Annotated in this window: 14 protein-coding genes; 9 read left to right on the forward strand and 5 right to left on the reverse strand. The window is 73.3% G+C overall.

Annotated elements, in window-relative coordinates; translation table 11 throughout:
* Positions 1-111 precede the first annotated feature (111 nt).
* Positions 112-4,809 carry an ATP-dependent helicase gene (locus ACFYNU_RS18705; RefSeq protein ID WP_356591983.1) on the reverse strand — a complete coding sequence of 1,566 codons (4,698 nt, stop codon included), beginning with the start codon at positions 4,807-4,809 and terminating at the stop codon, positions 112-114.
* Between the two features lie 191 nt (positions 4,810-5,000).
* On the opposite strand from ACFYNU_RS18705, the gene ACFYNU_RS18710 reads away from it, so the two are divergent.
* The 3 genes from ACFYNU_RS18710 to ACFYNU_RS18720 all read left to right on the forward strand — a co-directional run bounded on the left by ACFYNU_RS18710 (position 5,001) and on the right by ACFYNU_RS18720 (position 7,197).
* On the forward strand, positions 5,001-5,834 hold the full coding sequence (locus tag ACFYNU_RS18710) for an AraC family transcriptional regulator (RefSeq protein WP_356591981.1): 834 nt from the start codon (positions 5,001-5,003) through the stop codon (positions 5,832-5,834).
* Positions 5,835-6,121: 287 nt separating this feature from the next.
* Complete coding sequence (locus ACFYNU_RS18715) at positions 6,122-6,889, forward strand: AzlC family ABC transporter permease (protein WP_356591979.1); 768 nt, start codon at positions 6,122-6,124, stop codon at positions 6,887-6,889.
* Positions 6,886-7,197 (forward strand): AzlD domain-containing protein, encoded by a 312-nt coding sequence (locus ACFYNU_RS18720; protein WP_356591977.1) that lies wholly within the window; start codon positions 6,886-6,888, stop codon positions 7,195-7,197. The genes ACFYNU_RS18715 and ACFYNU_RS18720 overlap by 4 nt, the downstream gene beginning before the upstream one ends.
* A gap of 42 nt (positions 7,198-7,239) precedes the next feature.
* On the opposite strand, the gene ACFYNU_RS18725 is transcribed toward ACFYNU_RS18720, so the two are convergent.
* Positions 7,240-8,166: a hypothetical protein gene (locus tag ACFYNU_RS18725; RefSeq protein ID WP_356591975.1), complete on the reverse strand. Its 927-nt coding sequence runs from the start codon at positions 8,164-8,166 to the stop codon at positions 7,240-7,242.
* Positions 8,167-8,245: 79 nt separating this feature from the next.
* Between ACFYNU_RS18725 and ACFYNU_RS18730 the strand changes: the two genes are divergently transcribed.
* Positions 8,246-8,440 carry a DUF3046 domain-containing protein gene (locus ACFYNU_RS18730; protein ID WP_356591973.1) on the forward strand — a complete coding sequence of 65 codons (195 nt, stop codon included), beginning with the start codon at positions 8,246-8,248 and terminating at the stop codon, positions 8,438-8,440.
* 118 nt (positions 8,441-8,558) lie between these two features.
* Positions 8,559-9,707, forward strand: coding sequence for an AI-2E family transporter (locus tag ACFYNU_RS18735; RefSeq protein WP_356592020.1), 1,149 nt, complete (start codon positions 8,559-8,561; stop codon positions 9,705-9,707).
* Between the two features lie 47 nt (positions 9,708-9,754).
* Here ACFYNU_RS18735 and ACFYNU_RS18740 read toward each other — a convergent pair whose 3' ends face one another.
* A complete protein-coding gene (locus ACFYNU_RS18740) occupies positions 9,755-10,399 on the reverse strand; it encodes a response regulator transcription factor (RefSeq protein ID WP_356591971.1) in 645 nt (214 codons plus the stop codon).
* Positions 10,399-11,721, reverse strand: a complete 1,323-nt coding sequence (locus ACFYNU_RS18745; RefSeq protein ID WP_356591969.1) for a sensor domain-containing protein — start codon at positions 11,719-11,721, stop codon at positions 10,399-10,401. The genes ACFYNU_RS18740 and ACFYNU_RS18745 overlap by 1 nt, the downstream gene beginning before the upstream one ends.
* Positions 11,722-11,831: 110 nt before the next feature.
* Here ACFYNU_RS18745 and ACFYNU_RS18750 point away from each other — a divergent pair, with 110 nt between their 5' ends.
* From ACFYNU_RS18750 to ACFYNU_RS18760, 3 genes are all read left to right on the forward strand, one after another.
* Positions 11,832-12,611 (forward strand): ABC transporter ATP-binding protein, encoded by a 780-nt coding sequence (locus tag ACFYNU_RS18750; RefSeq protein WP_356591967.1) that lies wholly within the window; start codon positions 11,832-11,834, stop codon positions 12,609-12,611.
* On the forward strand, positions 12,605-15,157 hold the full coding sequence (locus ACFYNU_RS18755) for an FtsX-like permease family protein (RefSeq protein ID WP_356591965.1): 2,553 nt from the start codon (positions 12,605-12,607) through the stop codon (positions 15,155-15,157). The genes ACFYNU_RS18750 and ACFYNU_RS18755 overlap by 7 nt, the downstream gene beginning before the upstream one ends.
* An 84-nt stretch (positions 15,158-15,241) precedes the next feature.
* On the forward strand, positions 15,242-15,799 hold the full coding sequence (locus ACFYNU_RS18760; protein ID WP_356591963.1) for a dihydrofolate reductase family protein: 558 nt from the start codon (positions 15,242-15,244) through the stop codon (positions 15,797-15,799).
* On the opposite strand, the gene ACFYNU_RS18765 is transcribed toward ACFYNU_RS18760, so the two are convergent.
* Positions 15,784-16,371, reverse strand: coding sequence for a class I SAM-dependent methyltransferase (locus ACFYNU_RS18765; protein WP_356591961.1), 588 nt, complete (start codon positions 16,369-16,371; stop codon positions 15,784-15,786). The two genes, ACFYNU_RS18760 and ACFYNU_RS18765, sit on opposite strands and share 16 nt — an antisense overlap.
* 102 nt (positions 16,372-16,473) lie before the next feature.
* Here ACFYNU_RS18765 and ACFYNU_RS18770 point away from each other — a divergent pair, with 102 nt between their 5' ends.
* Positions 16,474-16,911 carry a VOC family protein gene (locus tag ACFYNU_RS18770; RefSeq protein WP_356591959.1) on the forward strand — a complete coding sequence of 146 codons (438 nt, stop codon included), beginning with the start codon at positions 16,474-16,476 and terminating at the stop codon, positions 16,909-16,911.
* Positions 16,912-16,933 lie beyond the last annotated feature (22 nt).

A 16,933-nucleotide genomic window follows, 5' to 3' on the forward strand; every position in this document is an offset into this window, starting at 1 on the left:
GTGGATGTACGGCGCGAGGGCGGCTGCCGGGCCACGGCGCGGGTGCGGCTGCCCGGTCTTGTCCCAGGGCCGGTCCCACGCCCCTCTCAGGCCCGCAGGCGCAGGCCCGTCTCAGGCCCGCAGACGCAGGCCCCTCGGGGTGGCGTGGAAGCCCGCCGACTCCAGGACACGGCCCACGGGTGAGGTGAGTGCCTGTTCGCCGTTGGCGCGCTCGACCGTGACCGTACCGAGCGCGCCGGCGCGGGCGGCGGCGGCCAGGGCCTCGGCCGCCGAACGCAGCGCCGTGTCGTCGGCCGCGTCCGGATGCTCCGGGTCGGACCGGGGGGCGTCCTCGCCCGGCCAGGCGAGGAGGGTCTTGCCGCCCCGTTCCATGTACAGCGTCAGCGCGCCGTCGACGAGGACGACCAGGGAGCCCGCCTTGCGGCCCGGCTTGTGGCCGGCGCCCGCCGGCGGATCCGGCCAGGGCAGCGCCGCTCCGTACGCGTTGGCCGGGTCGGCGGCGGCCAGGACCACGGCGCGCGGCGAGGGGTCGGAGGCGGCGCGGTCACGGGCCGTGGAGGCTGCGCGGAGACGGTCCACCGCGCCGTCCATGGCGAACTGGGCGGCGCCGAGACCTTCGACGACATAGCCGCGGCGTGCCTGCCCGCTGTCCTCGAAGGCGGACAGCACCCGGTACACCGCCGAGAAGCCGCCCTCGACTCCTTCGGAGGCGACGGCGCCGCGGGTCACCACGCCGTGCCGGTCGAGAAGGGTGCGGGCCAGGGCGTGGGCGCGGCGTGTGGTGTCCGGATCGGCGGCCGGGAGCAGCGACCAGCGTCCGCTCACGGTCGGCGGCCCCGTACGGGAGGCGGGCCGGGCGGCGGCGGTGAGGGTGCCGTAACGGCCGCGTGGGACAGCCCGTTTGGCACGGTGGGCCGTCGAGCCCGCCGTACGTCCCGAGCCGAGGAGGGAGCGCAGCGGCGCCAGGGTGTCGTTGGTCAGCCGTCCCGACCAGGCCAGGTCCCAGACACTGTCGGCCAGTTGGGGATCGGTGACATCGGGGTGAGTGGTGGCCCGTACCTGGTCGGCGATCTGACGGAAGAACAGGCCGTAACCGCCGGAGAGGGTGGAGAGGACCGATTCGTGCAGTGCCGTCAGCTCAAGAGGGTGCGGCGGCGGGAGCAACAGCGGCGCCGAGTCGGCCGGATAGAGGGAGATCCAGCCGTCCTTGCCGGGGAGAGCCCCGGCGCCGGCCCAGAGGACCTCCCCGGTGGTGGTCAGCTCGTCCAGGAGCGTCGGGGCGTATCCCGTCACGCGCGAGGGCAGCACCAGCTTCTCCAGCGCGGACGCCGGGATGGGCGCGCCCTGCAACTGCTCGATCGCGCGGGCCAGTCCGTCGATACCGCGCAGACCGTGGCCGCCCAGATGCTGCCACTGCGGCAGGAACGTGGCGAGCGCGGCGGGCGGCACCGGCTCCAGCTCGTGGCGCAGGGCGGCGAGCGACCGGCGGCGCAGCCGGCGCAGGACCGTGGCGTCGCACCACTCCTGGCCGATCCCGGACGGATGGAACTCTCCCTGGACGACCCGGCCGCTCGCGGCGAGGCGTTGCAGCGCGCCTTCGGTGACGGCGGGACCGAGCCCGAAGCGGGCGGCGGCAGCGGAGGAGGTGAACGGCCCGTGCGTACGGGCGTAACGGGCCAGCAGATCGCCGAGGGGGTCCTTGACGGGCTCGGTGAACGCCTCGGGGACGCCGACCGGCAGGGCGGTGCCGAGCGCGTCACGCAGCCGGCCGGCGTCCTCGATCGCCGCCCAGTACTCCGCGCCGCCGATCCGGACCCGGATGGCGCGGCGGGACGCGGCGAGGTCGGCCGGCCACCGCGCCTGGGAGCCGCGCTCCGCCAACTCGGCGTCGGTGAGCGGGCCGAGGACCCGCAGCAGGTCGGCGACGCCCTCGATGTCCTTGATACGGCGGTCGTCGGTGAGCCACTGGAGCTCGCGCTCCAGCTCCTCCAGGACATCGGCGTCGAGCAGCTCGCGCAGCTCCGCCTGACCGAGGAGCTCCGCCAGCAGCCGCGAGTCGAGGGAGAGGGCGGCGGCGCGCCGCTCCGCGAGCGGGGAGTCACCCTCGTACAGGAACTGCGCGACATAGCCGAAGAGCAGCGAGCGGGCGAACGGGGACGGCTCGGTGGTCGTGACCTCGACCAGCCGGACCCGGCGGGATTCGATGTCGCCCATCAACTCGGTGAGACCGGGCACGTCGAAGACGTCCTGGAGACATTCCCGGACGGCCTCCAGGACGATGGGGAACGAGCCGAACTCGCTCGCCACCTGGAGCAGTTGGGAGGCGCGTTGGCGCTGCTGCCAGAGCGGGGTGCGCTTGCCAGGACTACGGCGCGGCAGCAGCAGGGCGCGCGCCGCGCACTCACGGAAGCGGGCGGCGAACAGCGCGGAGCCGCCCACCTGATCGGTGACGATCTGCCCGATCTCGCTCCCCTCGAACGCGACATCACCGGCGCCGACCGGTGCCTGCTGGTCGTCGTACGTCGCGTCGAGCGACACCGGGTCCTGGTCGAGGAGGTCCAGGCTCATCAGATCGGCGTCCGGCAGCCGCAGCACGATGCCGTCGTCGGCGTGCATGACCTGGGCGTCCATCCCGTACCGCTCGGAGAGCCGGGCGCCGAGGGCCAGCGCCCACGGCGCGTGCACCTGGGCACCGAACGGGGAGTGGATGACGACCCGCCAGTCGCCCAGATCGTCCCGGAACCGCTCCACGAGGATCGTGCGGTCGTCGGGGACATGACCGCAGGCGCGGCGCTGCTCGTCCAGATACGCCAGGACGTTGTTCGCCGCCCAGGCGTCGAGGCCGGCGGCCAGCAGGCGCAGCCGGCCGTCCTCTGTGGAGAGGGCGCCCACCTCGCGCAGGAACGCCCCCACCGCGCGGCCCAGTTCGAGCGGGCGGCCCAGCTGGTCGCCCTTCCAGAAAGGCAGCCGGCCCGGCACCCCGGGGGCGGGGGAGACCAGCACCTGGTCGCGGGTGATGTCCTCGATACGCCACGAGGTCGTGCCGAGGGTGAAGACGTCGCCGACCCGCGACTCGTACACCATCTCCTCGTCCAGCTCGCCCACCCGGCCGCCGCCCTTGCGGCCCTTGCCGTCGCCGGAACCGGCACCGGAGGCACCGGCGAGGAACACCCCGAAGAGACCGCGGTCGGGGATCGTGCCCCCCGAGGTGACGGCGAGGCGCTGCGCACCGGGGCGGCCCGTGACCGTACCCGTCACGCGGTCCCACACCACACGGGGGCGCAGCTCCGCGAACGCGTCGGACGGATAACGGCCCGCGAGCATGTCGAGGACGGCCGTGAACGCGGACTCGGGGAGGGAGGCGAACGGCGCCGCGCGGCGAGCGAGCGCGAGCAGGTCGTCGGCCTGCCAGGTGTCGAGCGCGACGGTCGCGACCAGCTGCTGCGCGAGCACGTCCAGCGGATTGGCCGGGATCCGCAGGGCCTCGATGGAGCCGGTGCGCATCCGCTCGGTGACGACGGCGGCCTGCACCAGATCGCCCCGGTACTTGGGGAAGACGACGCCCGTGGAGACCGCGCCGACCTGGTGGCCGGCCCGGCCCACCCGCTGGAGGCCGGAGGCCACCGACGGGGGCGACTCGACCTGGATGACCAGATCCACCGCGCCCATGTCGATGCCCAGCTCCAGGCTGGAGGTGGCCACGACGGCGGGCAGACGGCCCGCCTTCAGGTCCTCCTCGACCCGGGCTCGCTGCTCCTTGGAGACGGAGCCGTGGTGGGCGCGGGCCAGGAGGGGAGGGGCGCCCTTGGCGGCGCCCGACTCGGCCATGATCTCGGCGGGGGAGTGGGCCTCGGGCATGGCCTCGCCCGTGGCGCGTTCGTACGCGATCTCGTTGAGCCTGTTGCACAGGCGCTCCGCGAGGCGGCGGGAGTTGGCGAAGACGATCGTCGAACGGTGCGCCTGGACGAGATCGGCGATGCGCTCCTCGACATGCGGCCAGATCGACGGCTTGTCGCCGTCGCCCGTGCCGCCGCCGCTCCCGCTGTCGGACGCCGGGGAGCCGCCCAGCTCGCCCAGGTCCTCGACGGGGACGACCACCGAGAGGTCGAACTCCTTCCCGGAGGGAGGCTGCACGATCTCGACGCGCCGCTGGGGGGAGAGATAGCGCGCGACCTCGTCCACCGGGCGCACCGTGGCCGACAGGCCGATACGGCGGGCGGGGCGCGGCAGCAGCTCGTCGAGCCGCTCCAGGGAGACCGCGAGATGGGCGCCGCGCTTGGTCCCCGCGACGGCGTGGACCTCGTCCAGGATCACCGTCTCGACACCGGCCAGGGCGTCGCGCGCCGACGAGGTGAGCATCAGGAAGAGGGACTCCGGGGTGGTGATCAGGATGTCCGGCGGCTTCGTGGACATCGAGCGGCGCTCGGCGGCCGGGGTGTCGCCGGAACGGATGCCGACCCGGATCTCCGGCTCGGGCTGTCCGAGGCGCACGGACTCCTGCCGGATGCCGGTGAGCGGGCTGCGCAGATTGCGCTCCACGTCCACCGCCAGGGCCTTGAGCGGCGACACGTACAGCACCCGGCAGCGCTTGCGCGCCTCGGCGGGCGGCGGCACCGAGGCCAGCCGGTCCAGGGCGGCGAGGAAGGCGGCCAGGGTCTTGCCGGAACCGGTCGGGGCCACCACCAGCACGTCCGAGCCCTCGGCGATGGCGCGCCAGGCACCCTCCTGCGCGGCGGTGGGCGCGGAGAAGGCCCCGGCGAACCAGCTGCGGGTCGCGGGCGAGAACGAGTCGAGTGCGGTGCCGGACATCTCCCCATCGTGCACCCGACCACTGACAATCGCCCGGACCTGCGGAAACGGAGCACCGGACGCGGCGGGGAAGCGGGGCGCGGCGGGCCGAGGGGGTGGGGGGGATCCGACCGGGCGTGGGCGGGGGCGCGGGTTCGCCGGGCGGGGAAATCGGGAGGTGGGGCGGTACGCGGCCGGTGCAGACTGGAGGCATGGCGGCTCGGGAGCAGGCACGGCACTGGCGCTACCCGGAGCTGCCCGGCGTCGACCTCCTGCGGGCCCGGTACATCAGGAAGACCTTCGTCAAGCACACCCACGAGACATTCGTCATGGCCGCGATCACTCACGGGGTGGACGTGTTCCACCACGGCGGCAGCCTCCAGTACGCGGGCCCCGGCTCCCTCGCCCTGGTCAACCCCGACACCCCGCACACCGGGCACGCGCAGGGGCCCGAGGGCTGGCAGTACGGGGCCGTGTACCCGTCGACCGATCTCGTCGCCGAGATCGCGGCCGAGACGACGCGGATCAGCGGTACCCCAGGCTTCGTCAGACCCGTCGTCGACGACCCGTACGCCGTTCACCTCGTCCACCAGGTCCTGCGCGCCGCCGACGAGGGGAACGCTCTCGCCGCCGACACCCTGCTGCGGGTCGCCGTCACCCGTCTACTGCGGGTGAACGGGGGCACGCTGCCGCAACGTACGGTGCGCGGCGCCGGTGCCAGGACGGCGGTACGCGCGCGTGCCGTGCTGGAAGGGCGGCTGGCCGACCCGCCGTCGCTGGAGCGACTCGCGACCGAGCTGGGCACCAGCCCGTTCGCTCTGCTGCGGGCCTTCCGGGACACGTACGGCATGCCGCCGCACACCTGGCTCACCGACGCGCGGGTGCGCCGGGCCCGTCATCTGCTCGACGCCGGGACGGCGCCCGCCGAGGTGGCCGGTCTCGTCGGCTTCACCGACCAGCCGCATCTCAACCGGCACTTCACCCGGATCGTGGGGGTGCCGCCCGGCGCGTACCGCAAGGAGCGGACGCCGGGCGGGGGTGCCTGAGCGGGCGGGGTGCCTGGACGCGCGGGGCGCGAGGCTTAGAGGCGCGGCGCGAGGCGGCGCGGGGTGGCGCATACGGGGCGCGGGGCGCGGGGCGCGGGGCGCGGGGCGCGCAAGAACGTACAAGACGGGGTTCGGGGCTGCCCCGTAACGTCCCTGACGTGGCAGAACAGACAGCATCCGCAGACAGGCCCGAAACGGCGGGGATACCCGCCCGGTCGGCCCCAGAGACCAGGGACGAGGCCGGCACGGCCGTACCGGGGGCGACTTCCCGCACGCGACCGGGACCCGTGCCCGACGGTGAGCCGAAGCCGGACTCGGCCGTCGTCCGTGACGCGCTGGGCGTCGGCATCGCCGTCGGCCTCTCCGGCTTCGCCTTCGGTGTGACGTCCGCCGGGGCGGGCCTCACCCTCCTACAGAGCTGCGCGCTCAGCCTGCTGGTCTTCACCGGCGCCTCGCAGTTCGCGCTCGTCGGCGCGCTCGCCGCGGGCGGCAACCCGCTGACCGCCGCTGCCGGTGCCTTCTTCCTCGGCGTACGGAACACCTTCTACGGACTGCGCCTGTCCCAACTGCTGGCACTGCCGCGCTTCGTACGCCCCTTCGCCGCCCAGTGGGTCATCGACGAGACGACGGCCGTCGCGCTCGCGCAGCCCACCCGGCGCAGCGTGCGCATCGGCTTCACCGTCACCGGGCTCACCCTCTACGTCCTGTGGAACCTCACCACGCTGCTCGGCGCGCTCGGCGCCGAGGCCATCGGCGACACCGACGCGTGGGGCCTCGACGCGGCCGGGCCGGCCTCCTTCCTGGCCCTGCTCGCCCCCATGCTGCGCACGACGACGGAGCGCGCCGTCGCCGTCGTCGCCGTCCTCCTCGGACTCGGTTTCCTGCCGGTGCTGCCCGCCGGTGTGCCGGTGCTTGTCGCGGCGCTCGCCGCCCCCGCCGTGCTCTGGTTCGAGGGGCGCGGAACGGGGCGGGGAACGGGGCGCGGGGCCAAGCGCGAGACGACCGGCCCAGGGGCCGTCAGTGGGACCACCGACCGGAAGGGGACGGACCGTTGAGTATCTGGATCGCCATCGGGCTGACCGCGGTCGGCTGCTACCTCGTCAAGCTGCTCGGCCTCCTCGTACCCGCTGGGGCTCTGGAACGCCCCCTCGTCCAGCGGCTGTCCGCCCTGCTGCCCGTCGCCCTGCTCGCGGCGCTCACGGCGCAGCAGGTCTTCGGCGACGGGAACGGCGCACTGGTGGTCGACGCCAGGGTGGCCGGCGTCGCCGCGGCCGGGCTCGCGCTGGTGCTCCGTGCCCCGTTCCTGGTCGTCATCGCCGCAGGTGTCGCGGTGACCGCCGGAGTACGCGCCCTGGGCGGCTGACACCGGGCATCACGCAGGCGCCACCGGACCCGGGGCAGTGCTTCAGCCGATGGCCCGGCCGTACGCCCGCAACGTCCGCAGCGCCTCGATCGTCGCCATCGGACGACGCTCCACGGTCGCGACGGGCGTCCACGCCGGCCGGCCGGGCGGCCAGCCGCCGTCCGTACGCTGCGCCCGCGCGAGGAAGCGGAGAGAGCCGTCCATCTCCTCGTCGGTGAACCAGTGGCGGGCGACCGACTCGGGCACGCGCGCGTAGTCGTGCGGGAAGACGCGGTCGCCGCCGGGCGGGTCTCCGACGGCGTACGTGGTGGCGCCCGGGTACGCGTCGGGGCGGCTCGGATCCAGGACGGCCATCCGCCGCTCCCGTACGAGCCGTCCGAGCCGGTCGGCGGCGCCGACCGCGCGGGCCCGGTCCGGCACACCGTCCAGAAAGGCGACAGCCGCCGCGACCTCATAGGGATGCGGCTTCTCCAGCCCGTCGACGGCGGCCCAGCAGAAGTCCGTGGCCCGGAACAGCCACGCGTGCCACACCTGATTGCGGTGCAGCAGCCCCACCACGGGCCCGGTGGCCAGCAGCTCGCCCCGTGCGGGCGGTGTGGCGGCCTCCGAGGCGTCCCGCGCCGACGGGTGCGGCGCCGACAGCGCCCCGTCCGCCGCCGACACCAGCGTGAGATACCTGCACATCCGCTCCACCCGGGGCCCGCCGCAGCGCCCGGCGGAGTCCAGGACGTACAGCGCGTGCGCCGTGTGGGACGGGTGGCTGACGGGGCCGCGCAGATCGGGCTCCAGGCCGTGGCCGTAGCCACCGTCCTCGTTGCGGTACGCGGCCAGCGCCGTCTCGACGGCATCCGCCCCGCCGCCCCTGAAGTGATGGGCGAACCGGCGCTGTTCGAGGACCCGCGCCGTCAGCCACACGAAACGCTCCGCGCGGGCGAGGGGACTCGGCTGGGATGCTGCGGTCGCGGCCATCCACCGACCGTAGGGCGCCCCGCGCCCCGTACGGGGCGGACCGCCCGGGCTGCACTCTCAGGAGCGGGATACTGGTTTCATGCGGTTGACGATTTTCTGGGAACGGATGGCGGACCATTTCGGCGCGGCGTACGCGGACTCGTTCGCGCGCGACCATGTGATGGCGGAGCTGGGCGGCCGTACGGTGCACGAGGCCCTCGACGCCGGCTGGGAGGCCAAGGACGTCTGGAGGGCGGTCTGCGCCGCCATGGGAGTGCCCGCCGACAAACGGTGACATCCGCGTACGCGACACTGGCTCCGTGGCACTGACCGACGAAGCAACCCAGGAACCTCAGCCATCGACCCCACCGCCGCCTCCTCCTACGGAGGGGAACCGCGCCGAGTCCGCCCGTATGCCCCGCTGGCTGCCGCGTGCCATGGTGCTCGCCCTGACGCTCATCGCCTGTTTCCAGCTGGGCAGTTGGGCGTTCCACCAGCTCATCGGCCTGTTGATCAACATCCTGATCGCCTTCTTCCTGGCCCTGGCGGTCGAACCGGTCGTCAGCCGGATGGCGGCGCGCGGCATGCGGCGCGGGCTCGCCACCTTCCTGGTCTTCTTCGCCGTACTGATCGCGTGCGTCGGTTTCGTGGTGCTGCTCGGCTCGATGCTCGCGGGGCAGATCATCGAGATCGTCGAGGACTTCCCGAAGTACCTCGACTCCGTCATCAACTGGATCAACCAGAGCTTCCGGACCGAGCTGTCACGGGTGGCCGTCCAGGACAGCCTCCTGCACTCCGACTGGCTCCAGAGATACGTCCAGAACAGCGCGAGCGGTGTGCTCGACATCTCGACCACGGTGCTCGGCGGCCTCTTCCGGCTCCTGACGATCTTCCTGTTCTCGTTCTACTTCGCCGCCGACGGACCGCGCCTGCGGCGCACCGTGTGCTCCGTCCTGCCTCCGGCCAAGCAGGTCGAGGTGCTGCGTGCCTGGGAGATTGCGGTCGACAAGACCGGCGGCTACCTCTACTCGCGCGGACTGATGGCGCTCATCTCCGGCGTCGCGCACTACATCCTGCTGGAGATCCTTGGGATCCAGTACGCGCCGGTGCTGGCGGTGTGGGTGGGCCTCGTCTCGCAGTTCCTGCCGACCATCGGTACCTATCTGGCCGGCGCCCTGCCGATGCTGATCGCGTTCACGGTGGACCCCTGGTACGCCCTCTGGGTGCTCGGATTCGTCGTGATCTACCAGCAGTTCGAGAACTACGTCCTCCAGCCCAAACTCACCGCCAGGACCGTCGACATCCACCCCGCCGTCGCCTTCGGCTCGGTCATCGCCGGTACGGCCCTGCTCGGCGCCGTCGGCGCGCTGATCGCCATCCCCGCGGTCGCGACGCTGCAAGCGTTCATGGGGGCGTACGTGAAGCGCTACGACGTGACGGACGACCCGCGGGTGCACGGGCACCGGCGCCGAGGCAGCGGACGGGCCCTGGCGCGGATACGGCGTACGGTGCGCCGCGCCTCCGCCCGGGTGCGACCGCCCCGCACGGAGGGCGGCGCCTGACGGCGCCGGTCGGCCTCTTTCAGGAGGCGGGACTCTCCGGACCCGCCCTAGCCGCGCAGATAGGCGAGCACCGCCAGGACGCGGCGGTTCGTCGCGTCGGTCAGGGACAGGTCGAGTTTGGTGAGGATGCTGCCGAAGTGCTTGCTCACCGTCCCCTCGCTGACATGCAACGCCGCGCCGACGGCGGCGTTGGACCTGCCCTCCGCCATCAGCGCCAGTACTTCCTGTTCGCGGGGTGTCAGCCTCGACAGAGGGTCGCGTCGGTGCCGGAGCAGTTGCCGTACGACCTCGGGGTCCACCACCGTCGCTCCCTCGGCGACGCGGCGGACGGCGTCGACGAACTCCTCGACGTGCCCGATCCGTTCCTTGAGCAGATAGCCGACGCTGGTGCCGTCCGAGGAGTCGAGCAGTTCCTCGGCGTACGCGCGCTGCACGTACTGGCTCAGTACGAGGATGGGCAGGTCCGGCTGCCGCTCGCGCAGCGCCAGCGCGGCCCGCAGCCCCTCGTCGGAGAACCCGGGTGGCATCCGTACGTCCGTCACGACGATGTCGGGCCGGTGCGCGGCCACCGCCTCGGTCAGCTCGTCGGCGGTCCCGGCCTCGGCGACGACCGTGTGCCCGAAACGTTCGAGCAGACCGGTGAGTCCGTCCCGCAGGAGCACGCTGTCCTCGGCCAGCACGATGCGCGACATCAGGTCCTCGTTCGGGTCGGAGTGCGGGTGGCGGCGGTGGGGGCGGCGACGGGCCGGCAGGGTATCCGGACGTGGAACACGGTGGGCCCGCCGACGGGGCTGGAGATCCGCAGCCGGCCGTCGAGCACCGAGATGCGGTCCGCCACCCCCTGAAGGCCCGTGCCGCCCGAGAAGTCCGCGCCGCCCGCCCCGTCGTCCCTGACCTCGACCACCAGCTCGCCGCCGGCGATCCTGCCACAGACCTCCGCGCGGTCGGCCCCGCTGTGCTTGGCGACGTTCGCGAGCGCCTCGGAGACCGCGAAGTACGCCGCAGTCTCGACCGGTTCGGGCAGCCGCCCCGGCAGCTCGAACCGTACGTCGACCGGCACCGTCGACCGGTCGGCCACGTCCTCGACCGCGTCCTTCAACCCCCGGTCGGTGAGGACCTGCGGGTGGATGCCCCGGATCAGCTCCCTGATCTCCACGAGTGCGGTCCCCGCCTCGTCGTGCGCCTTGGCGAGGAGACCTCCCAAGGGCTCACCGGGGTTCTCCAGTCTCGCCAGGCCGAGCGTCATCGACAGGGCCACCAGCCGCTGCTGGGCCCCGTCGTGGAGATCGCGCTCGATCCGGCGCCGTTCCGCCTCGAAGGCGTCCACCAGCCGCATCCGGGACCGGCCCAACTCCTGGATCCGGGAATCGACTGCGGCGTCACGGGGCGACAGCAGCGCCCTGGTGAGCGCCGCGCGCCCTGCTGCCACCAGCCCCAGCGGATAGGCGAGGACGGGCAGCAGGAGCGCACCGATCAGGGCCGCCGCGAACGCCTGCGGATACGAGTCGGCCAGCCAGAGCTTCAGTACACGGGCCTCCTCGCCGCCGCCGGCCGTGGCCATCACGACGGGCGTGGCCAGCAGCCCGCCGCAGACGACGAGCAGAGTGCCCACGACCAGCGCCTCCAGGGGCCACAGCACGCAGGCGAACAGCAGCGCGTAGCCCAACTCCCGCCACGTGGTGGGCTCTTTGAGACGGACCCGGACCCAGGCGGCGAGCCCCGTGCCGTCCGGGTCACGGTGCGGATCGGCCAGGACGACGGGGTCGACCAGCCGTAGCCGGCGACGCTCCAGCGCGGCCAGCGGGATACCCGCGAGCGCGAACATCAGCAGCAGTGGAACGCCGATGAGGACCACGGCGAGCGCGCCTCCTGCGACGGCCAGCAGGAGCAGCGAGAGCAAGGTCGCGAGACCGACCAGCACACCGCTCAGCAGATACGCCGCGGAACGCCACGGCCAGCTGCTGAGGAGATAGCGGGGCGACCGGAGCGCCTGCCAGAGGCTGGGGGAGTGCATGGACGCACGGTAGGTCGGCGTCGTACGGGGCGACCACCCAGCTAGCTCCACCTTTCGCCCCGTACACAGCTGTGATGTGCGCGGCGTCCGGCGCGGCTTGAGTGATCACCATGAACAACGCAGCGATGAACAGAGTCGTCCCGCCCGGCGCCGCCCCCGGCGACATGGCGGTCCGGCTCAGCTCCCTCACCCGGTCCTACGGGAAGGGCGCGGCGGCGGTGACCGCGCTCGACCGGGTCACGCTCGACATACCCAAGGGCACCTTCACCGCCGTCATGGGGCCCTCCGGCTCCGGCAAGTCCACCCTGCTCCAGTGCACGGCCGGCCTGGACCGCCCCACCAGCGGCACCGTGCTGCTCGGGGACCGCGACCTGACCGCGCTCAGCGAGAACAAGCTGACCCTGCTGCGGCGCGAACGCATCGGCTTCGTCTTCCAGGCGTTCAATCTGCTGCCCTCGCTCACCGCCGAACAGAATGTGGCACTGCCGCTGCGCCTGGCGGGCCGCAAACCCGAACGGGGCGCCGTGCTCGACGTGCTGGAGCAGGTGGGGCTGCGGGAGCGCGCGGGGCACCGGCCCAGCGAGCTGTCCGGCGGCCAGCAGCAGCGTGTGGCGCTCGCCAGGGCGCTGGTCACCCGCCCCGACGTGCTGTTCGGGGACGAGCCGACCGGGGCGCTGGACTCCCGGACGGGCCGGGAGGTCCTGGCCCTGCTGCGGGGCATGGTCGACGGGGGCCAGACGGTGATCATGGTGACGCACGATCCGATGGCGGCGTCGTACGCGGACCGTGTGCTGTTCCTGGCGGACGGCCGTGTACGGGGCGCCCTGGACTCCCCGACCCCGGACCGGGTCGCCGAGCGGATGACGGCACTGGCGGTGGCCCCGTGCTGAGGCTGACGCTCCAAGGGATGCGGGCCCGCTGGGTCACCTTCGCCGGCTCGTTCATCGCCCTCGCCCTCGGGGTGGGGCTCATCGCCGCCACCGGGCTTGCCTTGGCGGCCACGTTCCAGGCGCCGCACCGGGGGCCCGAGCGGTTCGCCGCCGCCCCGGTCGTCGTCAGGGCCGCCGACACCCTGCGGGTCTCCACGCCGATCGGTGAGCGTACGCAGCCCCTCGCCGATCCACGGGCGGTGCCCGCCGAGTTGGCCGCCGCGCTCGCGCGGCTCGGCAGGACGGTCGAGGACCGGACGTTCCCGGTGTCGTTCGCCGCCGCCTCCTTGGGAGGCGGCGCCGCCGACCGTACGGAAGGCGAGGGCGCCGGAGCGGTCGGCCACCCCTGGTCGGTCGCGGCGGCCACGCCCTACCGGCTCTTGGAGGGGCGCGCGCCCGGGGCGCCCGGCGAGATCGTCGTCGCGGTGGCGCCCGGTGAGCGGGACCGGTCCGGTGCCGGCGTGGTGGTCGGCGACCGCGTGCGCGTCGTCACCTCGGCGGGGGCGGGGAGCCGCACCGTCGTCGGCACCGTGGCCGCGACGGACTTCGAGAGCGCCGTGTTCTTCACCGACGCCGAAGCCGCCCAACTCTCGCCCCGTATCGACGCGTTGGTGGTGCACGCGGACGCGACAGCCGTACGAAAGGCCGTACGCGGTGCCGTACGGGACCCCGGATCCGGGATCGACGTCCTGACCGGTGACGAACGGCGCCGGGCCGATCCCGACCCGGACCGGGACAGCGAGGCCCTGGTCTCCGTCAACGCGCTGCTGGGCACGGCGGCGGGCATCACCTGCTTCGTCTCCGTCTTCGTCGTGGCGTCGACCTTCGCGTTCGCCGTGGCCCAGCGCAGACGCGAGTTCGGTCTGCTCCGTACGGCGGGCGCCACTGCGCGCCAGATACGGCGGACGGTGTTCGCCGAGGCGGTCCTCGTCGCCGTACCGGCGTCGGCCGCGGGCTGTCTGCTCGGCACCGTCGGCGCGCCACCGCTCGCCGCGTGGATGGTCGACAGCGGCATCGCACCGTCCTGGTTCGCGATCGGCGACCAGACCTGGCCACTGCACACAGCCTTCTGGACGGGCCTGTGCGTGGCGATGGCGGGCGTCCTGACGTCCTCCTGGCGGGCGGGACGGATCAAGCCCACAGAGGCGCTGCTCGAGGCCGCGCTCGACAGCCGGACGATGCCCCCGAGCCGCTGGTTGTCCGGAGCCCTCCTTCTGCTGGCGGGACTGGGACTGCTCGTGTGGTCGCTGGCCACCGATCCCGGTGAGGCTCTGAAGAGGAAGACCTACATCACCCGGCCGATGCTGCTGATCGTCGGCTTCGCCTTGTACGCGCCGGTGCTCGTGCCGCCGCTGGTCAGGCTCGTCACCTGGCTGCCCGCCCGGCTGCCGGGCGCCACCGGCCTGCTGGCACGGGAGAACGCGGTCACCGGGGTGCGCCGTACGACGGCCGTCGCCGCTCCCGTACTGATCACCGTCGCGCTCGCCGGCTCCCTCCTGGGCACGACGGCGACGATCAACGAGGCCAAGGCCACCGAGGCCGCGACGCAGACCACCGCCGACTACGTCGTGACGGCGCCGGGCGAGAAGGGTGTGCTGCCCGCCCCGTTCGTGGACCGGGCACGGAGCATCCCCGGCGCGACCGTCAGCGCCTCCCGCTCCACCACCGTGACCGCGCTCGAAGAAGGCGTCGCGCTGGTCACGTCCGAGGCCAGGGCCGTGGACCCGGCCGCTCTCGCGGCCGTTTCCCGGCTGCCGGTGGCGTCCGGCCGGCCGGCCGACCTCGACGACGGCGGCATCGTCGTCAACGAGGAGTGGCGGACCAGGACGGTCGGTCAGCGGGTCAGGGTCTGGCTGGGCGACGGCCGCGAGGCGACTCTGCGGATCGTGGCGGTGCTCCGGACCGGCACCGGCGACAACGGTGTGTATGTGACCCCGCGCAACGCCCCCGGCGCCACGGTCGACCGCGTCGACGTCGCATTGCGCGACGGGGCGGACGCCGCAGCTGTCGACGCCGCGCTGCGCGAGGCGGGACGGGCGACGGACACGCCCGTCCTGACGAAGGACGAGTGGCTGGCACGGAGCCATCCCCGCTCCAGCGAGAGCACCCGTCTGGGGATGCTGCTGATCCTGGGGATCGCCCTGCTGTACACGGGGATCGCGCTGGCGAACACCCTGGTGATGGCGACGTCCGACCGGGTCGGGGACCTCGCGGTGCTCCGGCTGACCGGGGCGACCAAGCGGCAGGTACTCCGTCTGGTCGCGGCGGAGGCCCTTGTGGTCGTGGCTGTGGGCTCTCTCCTCGGCGCCGCCGTCGCTGGCCTGAATCTCCTCGGTCTGCGGGGCGCCCTCGCGCTGCTCTCCGTCCGGTCGCCCCTGGTCGTGCCCTGGGGGAGCCTGGGAGCGATGGTGGCGGCGAGCGCCGTGCTGGCGGTGTCGGCCGCCGTCGTACCCACGCTGACGGCGCTGCGTACGAGGCCGGTCGAGTACGCGGGGAGGCGCGAGTAGCCCGCACGTCGCCACGCCGATGAGTTCCGCCGGACGCGGGGGTCGTCAGTGGTGGACGACACAACCGAATCCGGAGGTCCGGACATGCGTGACCTGATCGTCACCGAGAACATCACCGTCGACGGCGTCATCGACTCGGCGGGCGGCTGGTTCACCCCGGCGGAGGGGACGGTGGACCAGTCGGACATCAACGAGGCGCTGCGGGAGCAGATGGCCGCCGCCGACGCCTTCCTCGTCGGGCGGGTGACCTTCGAGGACATGCGGGGCTACTGGCCGGCGCGGACCGACGACACCACGGGGGTCGCCGCCTATCTCGACTCGGTGTCGAAGTACGTGGTCTCCCGCACGCTTGGGGAGCCCGGCTGGCGGCACACCACGGTGCTCCGGGGCAACGTCCGCGACGTGGTACGGGAGTTGAAGGCCGAGCCGGGCGGCGACATCGTGACGACGGGCAGCGTGACGCTGGTCCGGGAACTCGTCGCGGCCGGACTGGTCGACGAGTACCGGCTGTTCGTGTATCCGGTGGTCCTGGGGCAGGGCCGCCGGCTGTTCGCCGACGCGTCCGGCGTACCGGGGCTGCGGCTGGTCGAGAGCCGGCCGTTCACCTCGGGTGTCGTACTGCTGCGCTACCGGACGGCGTGACCCACGGGCGGTCGGGCAGGGCCGGTCGGCGGCTCCGCGACGCCGATGCCGTCGTCCAGCCGGCGCAGCACCGTGGGTACGGGGCCCTCCGTGACGACCTTCTCGCTCGCCGCCACGGCGGGGCCGTCGTCGATGAAGACCGCTCTGCCGCCCGGCGTGAGCATCGCGGCGACGGCGCTCCAGAAGGCGGGCAGTCGCGCCGGCGGGACATGGGAGAGCCAGAAGGCGAAGAGCACCGTGTCGTAGTGCCGCGGCGGCTGCCATGCGAAGACGTCGGCCCGGACGAACCGGACGTGGGGGAGGGGAGCCCGCGCACGGGCCAGGGCCAGTACCTCCGCGGCCACGTCGACGTCGACGGCCGTCACCGAGCGCGCCCGCGCGGGAAGCGGCGGGGTCCACCGGCCCGTTCCGCAGGCCGGCTCCAGCACATCCCCGTCGATCGGGAGTTCGTCGAGCACGGCCGGCAGGCGCCGCAGCTCCGCGCGGTCCGTACAGGGCCGGTCGTACTCGGCCGCGCCCGCGCGGTAGTAGGCGATCCGCTCGGCGAGAAGGGCCTCGTCGCCACCGGTCATGACGAGGACGATCGGGTCCGTCCCTGGGACAAGGTCAAGAGAAGTGGCAGGGATTCGGAGGTGCGGCCACCGTGGCCCACCCCGCAGAGAAGGAGATCCACCATGACGATCCAGCGGATGGACAACGTCCTCATCGTTGTCGAAGACCTCGATGCCGCCGTCGCCTTCTTCGTCGAACTCGGCATGGAGCTGGAGGGCAGGTCGCCGGTCGAGGGGCGGTGGGTGGAGCGCGTGATCGGGCTGGACGACGTGCGGCAGGAGATCGCGATGCTGCGGACCCCGGACGGCCACGGCCGGATCGAGCTGGCGATGTTCCACACGCCGAAGGCGATCAGTGCCGGGCCGAGGAACGCGCCGACGAACACGCTGGGCATCCGGCGGATCATGTTCGCCGTCGAGGACATCGAGGGTGTCATCGCCCGGCTGCGCACCCACGGGGCCGAACTCGTCGGCGAGTTGGCGGACGAGGACAACTACCGGCTCTGCTACGTCCGTGGGCCCGAGGGCATCGTCGTCGGACTGGCGGAGCCGCGCGACTGAAGCCGGCGGACGGGGCGGGAGG

It is taken from the genome of Streptomyces sp. NPDC006643, assembly GCF_042870175.1.
In the GTDB taxonomy this organism is placed as follows: domain Bacteria; phylum Actinomycetota; class Actinomycetes; order Streptomycetales; family Streptomycetaceae; genus Streptomyces.

Excerpts from the sequence above, each read along its gene's own strand:
- ACFYNU_RS18705 (WP_356591983.1), bottom strand. The coding sequence starts at position 4,809 with ATGTCCGGCACCGCACTCGACTCGTTCTCGCCCGCGACCCGCAGCTGG.
- ACFYNU_RS18710 (WP_356591981.1), top strand. The coding sequence starts at position 5,001 with ATGGCGGCTCGGGAGCAGGCACGGCACTGGCGCTACCCGGAGCTGCCC.
- ACFYNU_RS18725 (WP_356591975.1), bottom strand. The coding sequence starts at position 8,166 with ATGGCCGCGACCGCAGCATCCCAGCCGAGTCCCCTCGCCCGCGCGGAG.
- ACFYNU_RS18730 (WP_356591973.1), top strand. The coding sequence starts at position 8,246 with ATGCGGTTGACGATTTTCTGGGAACGGATGGCGGACCATTTCGGCGCG.
- ACFYNU_RS18735 (WP_356592020.1), top strand. The coding sequence starts at position 8,559 with ATGCCCCGCTGGCTGCCGCGTGCCATGGTGCTCGCCCTGACGCTCATC.
- ACFYNU_RS18740 (WP_356591971.1), bottom strand. The coding sequence starts at position 10,399 with ATGTCGCGCATCGTGCTGGCCGAGGACAGCGTGCTCCTGCGGGACGGA.
- ACFYNU_RS18745 (WP_356591969.1), bottom strand. The coding sequence starts at position 11,721 with ATGCACTCCCCCAGCCTCTGGCAGGCGCTCCGGTCGCCCCGCTATCTC.
- ACFYNU_RS18750 (WP_356591967.1), top strand. The coding sequence starts at position 11,832 with ATGAACAACGCAGCGATGAACAGAGTCGTCCCGCCCGGCGCCGCCCCC.
- ACFYNU_RS18760 (WP_356591963.1), top strand. The coding sequence starts at position 15,242 with ATGCGTGACCTGATCGTCACCGAGAACATCACCGTCGACGGCGTCATC.
- ACFYNU_RS18765 (WP_356591961.1), bottom strand. The coding sequence starts at position 16,371 with ATGACCGGTGGCGACGAGGCCCTTCTCGCCGAGCGGATCGCCTACTAC.
- ACFYNU_RS18770 (WP_356591959.1), top strand. The coding sequence starts at position 16,474 with ATGACGATCCAGCGGATGGACAACGTCCTCATCGTTGTCGAAGACCTC.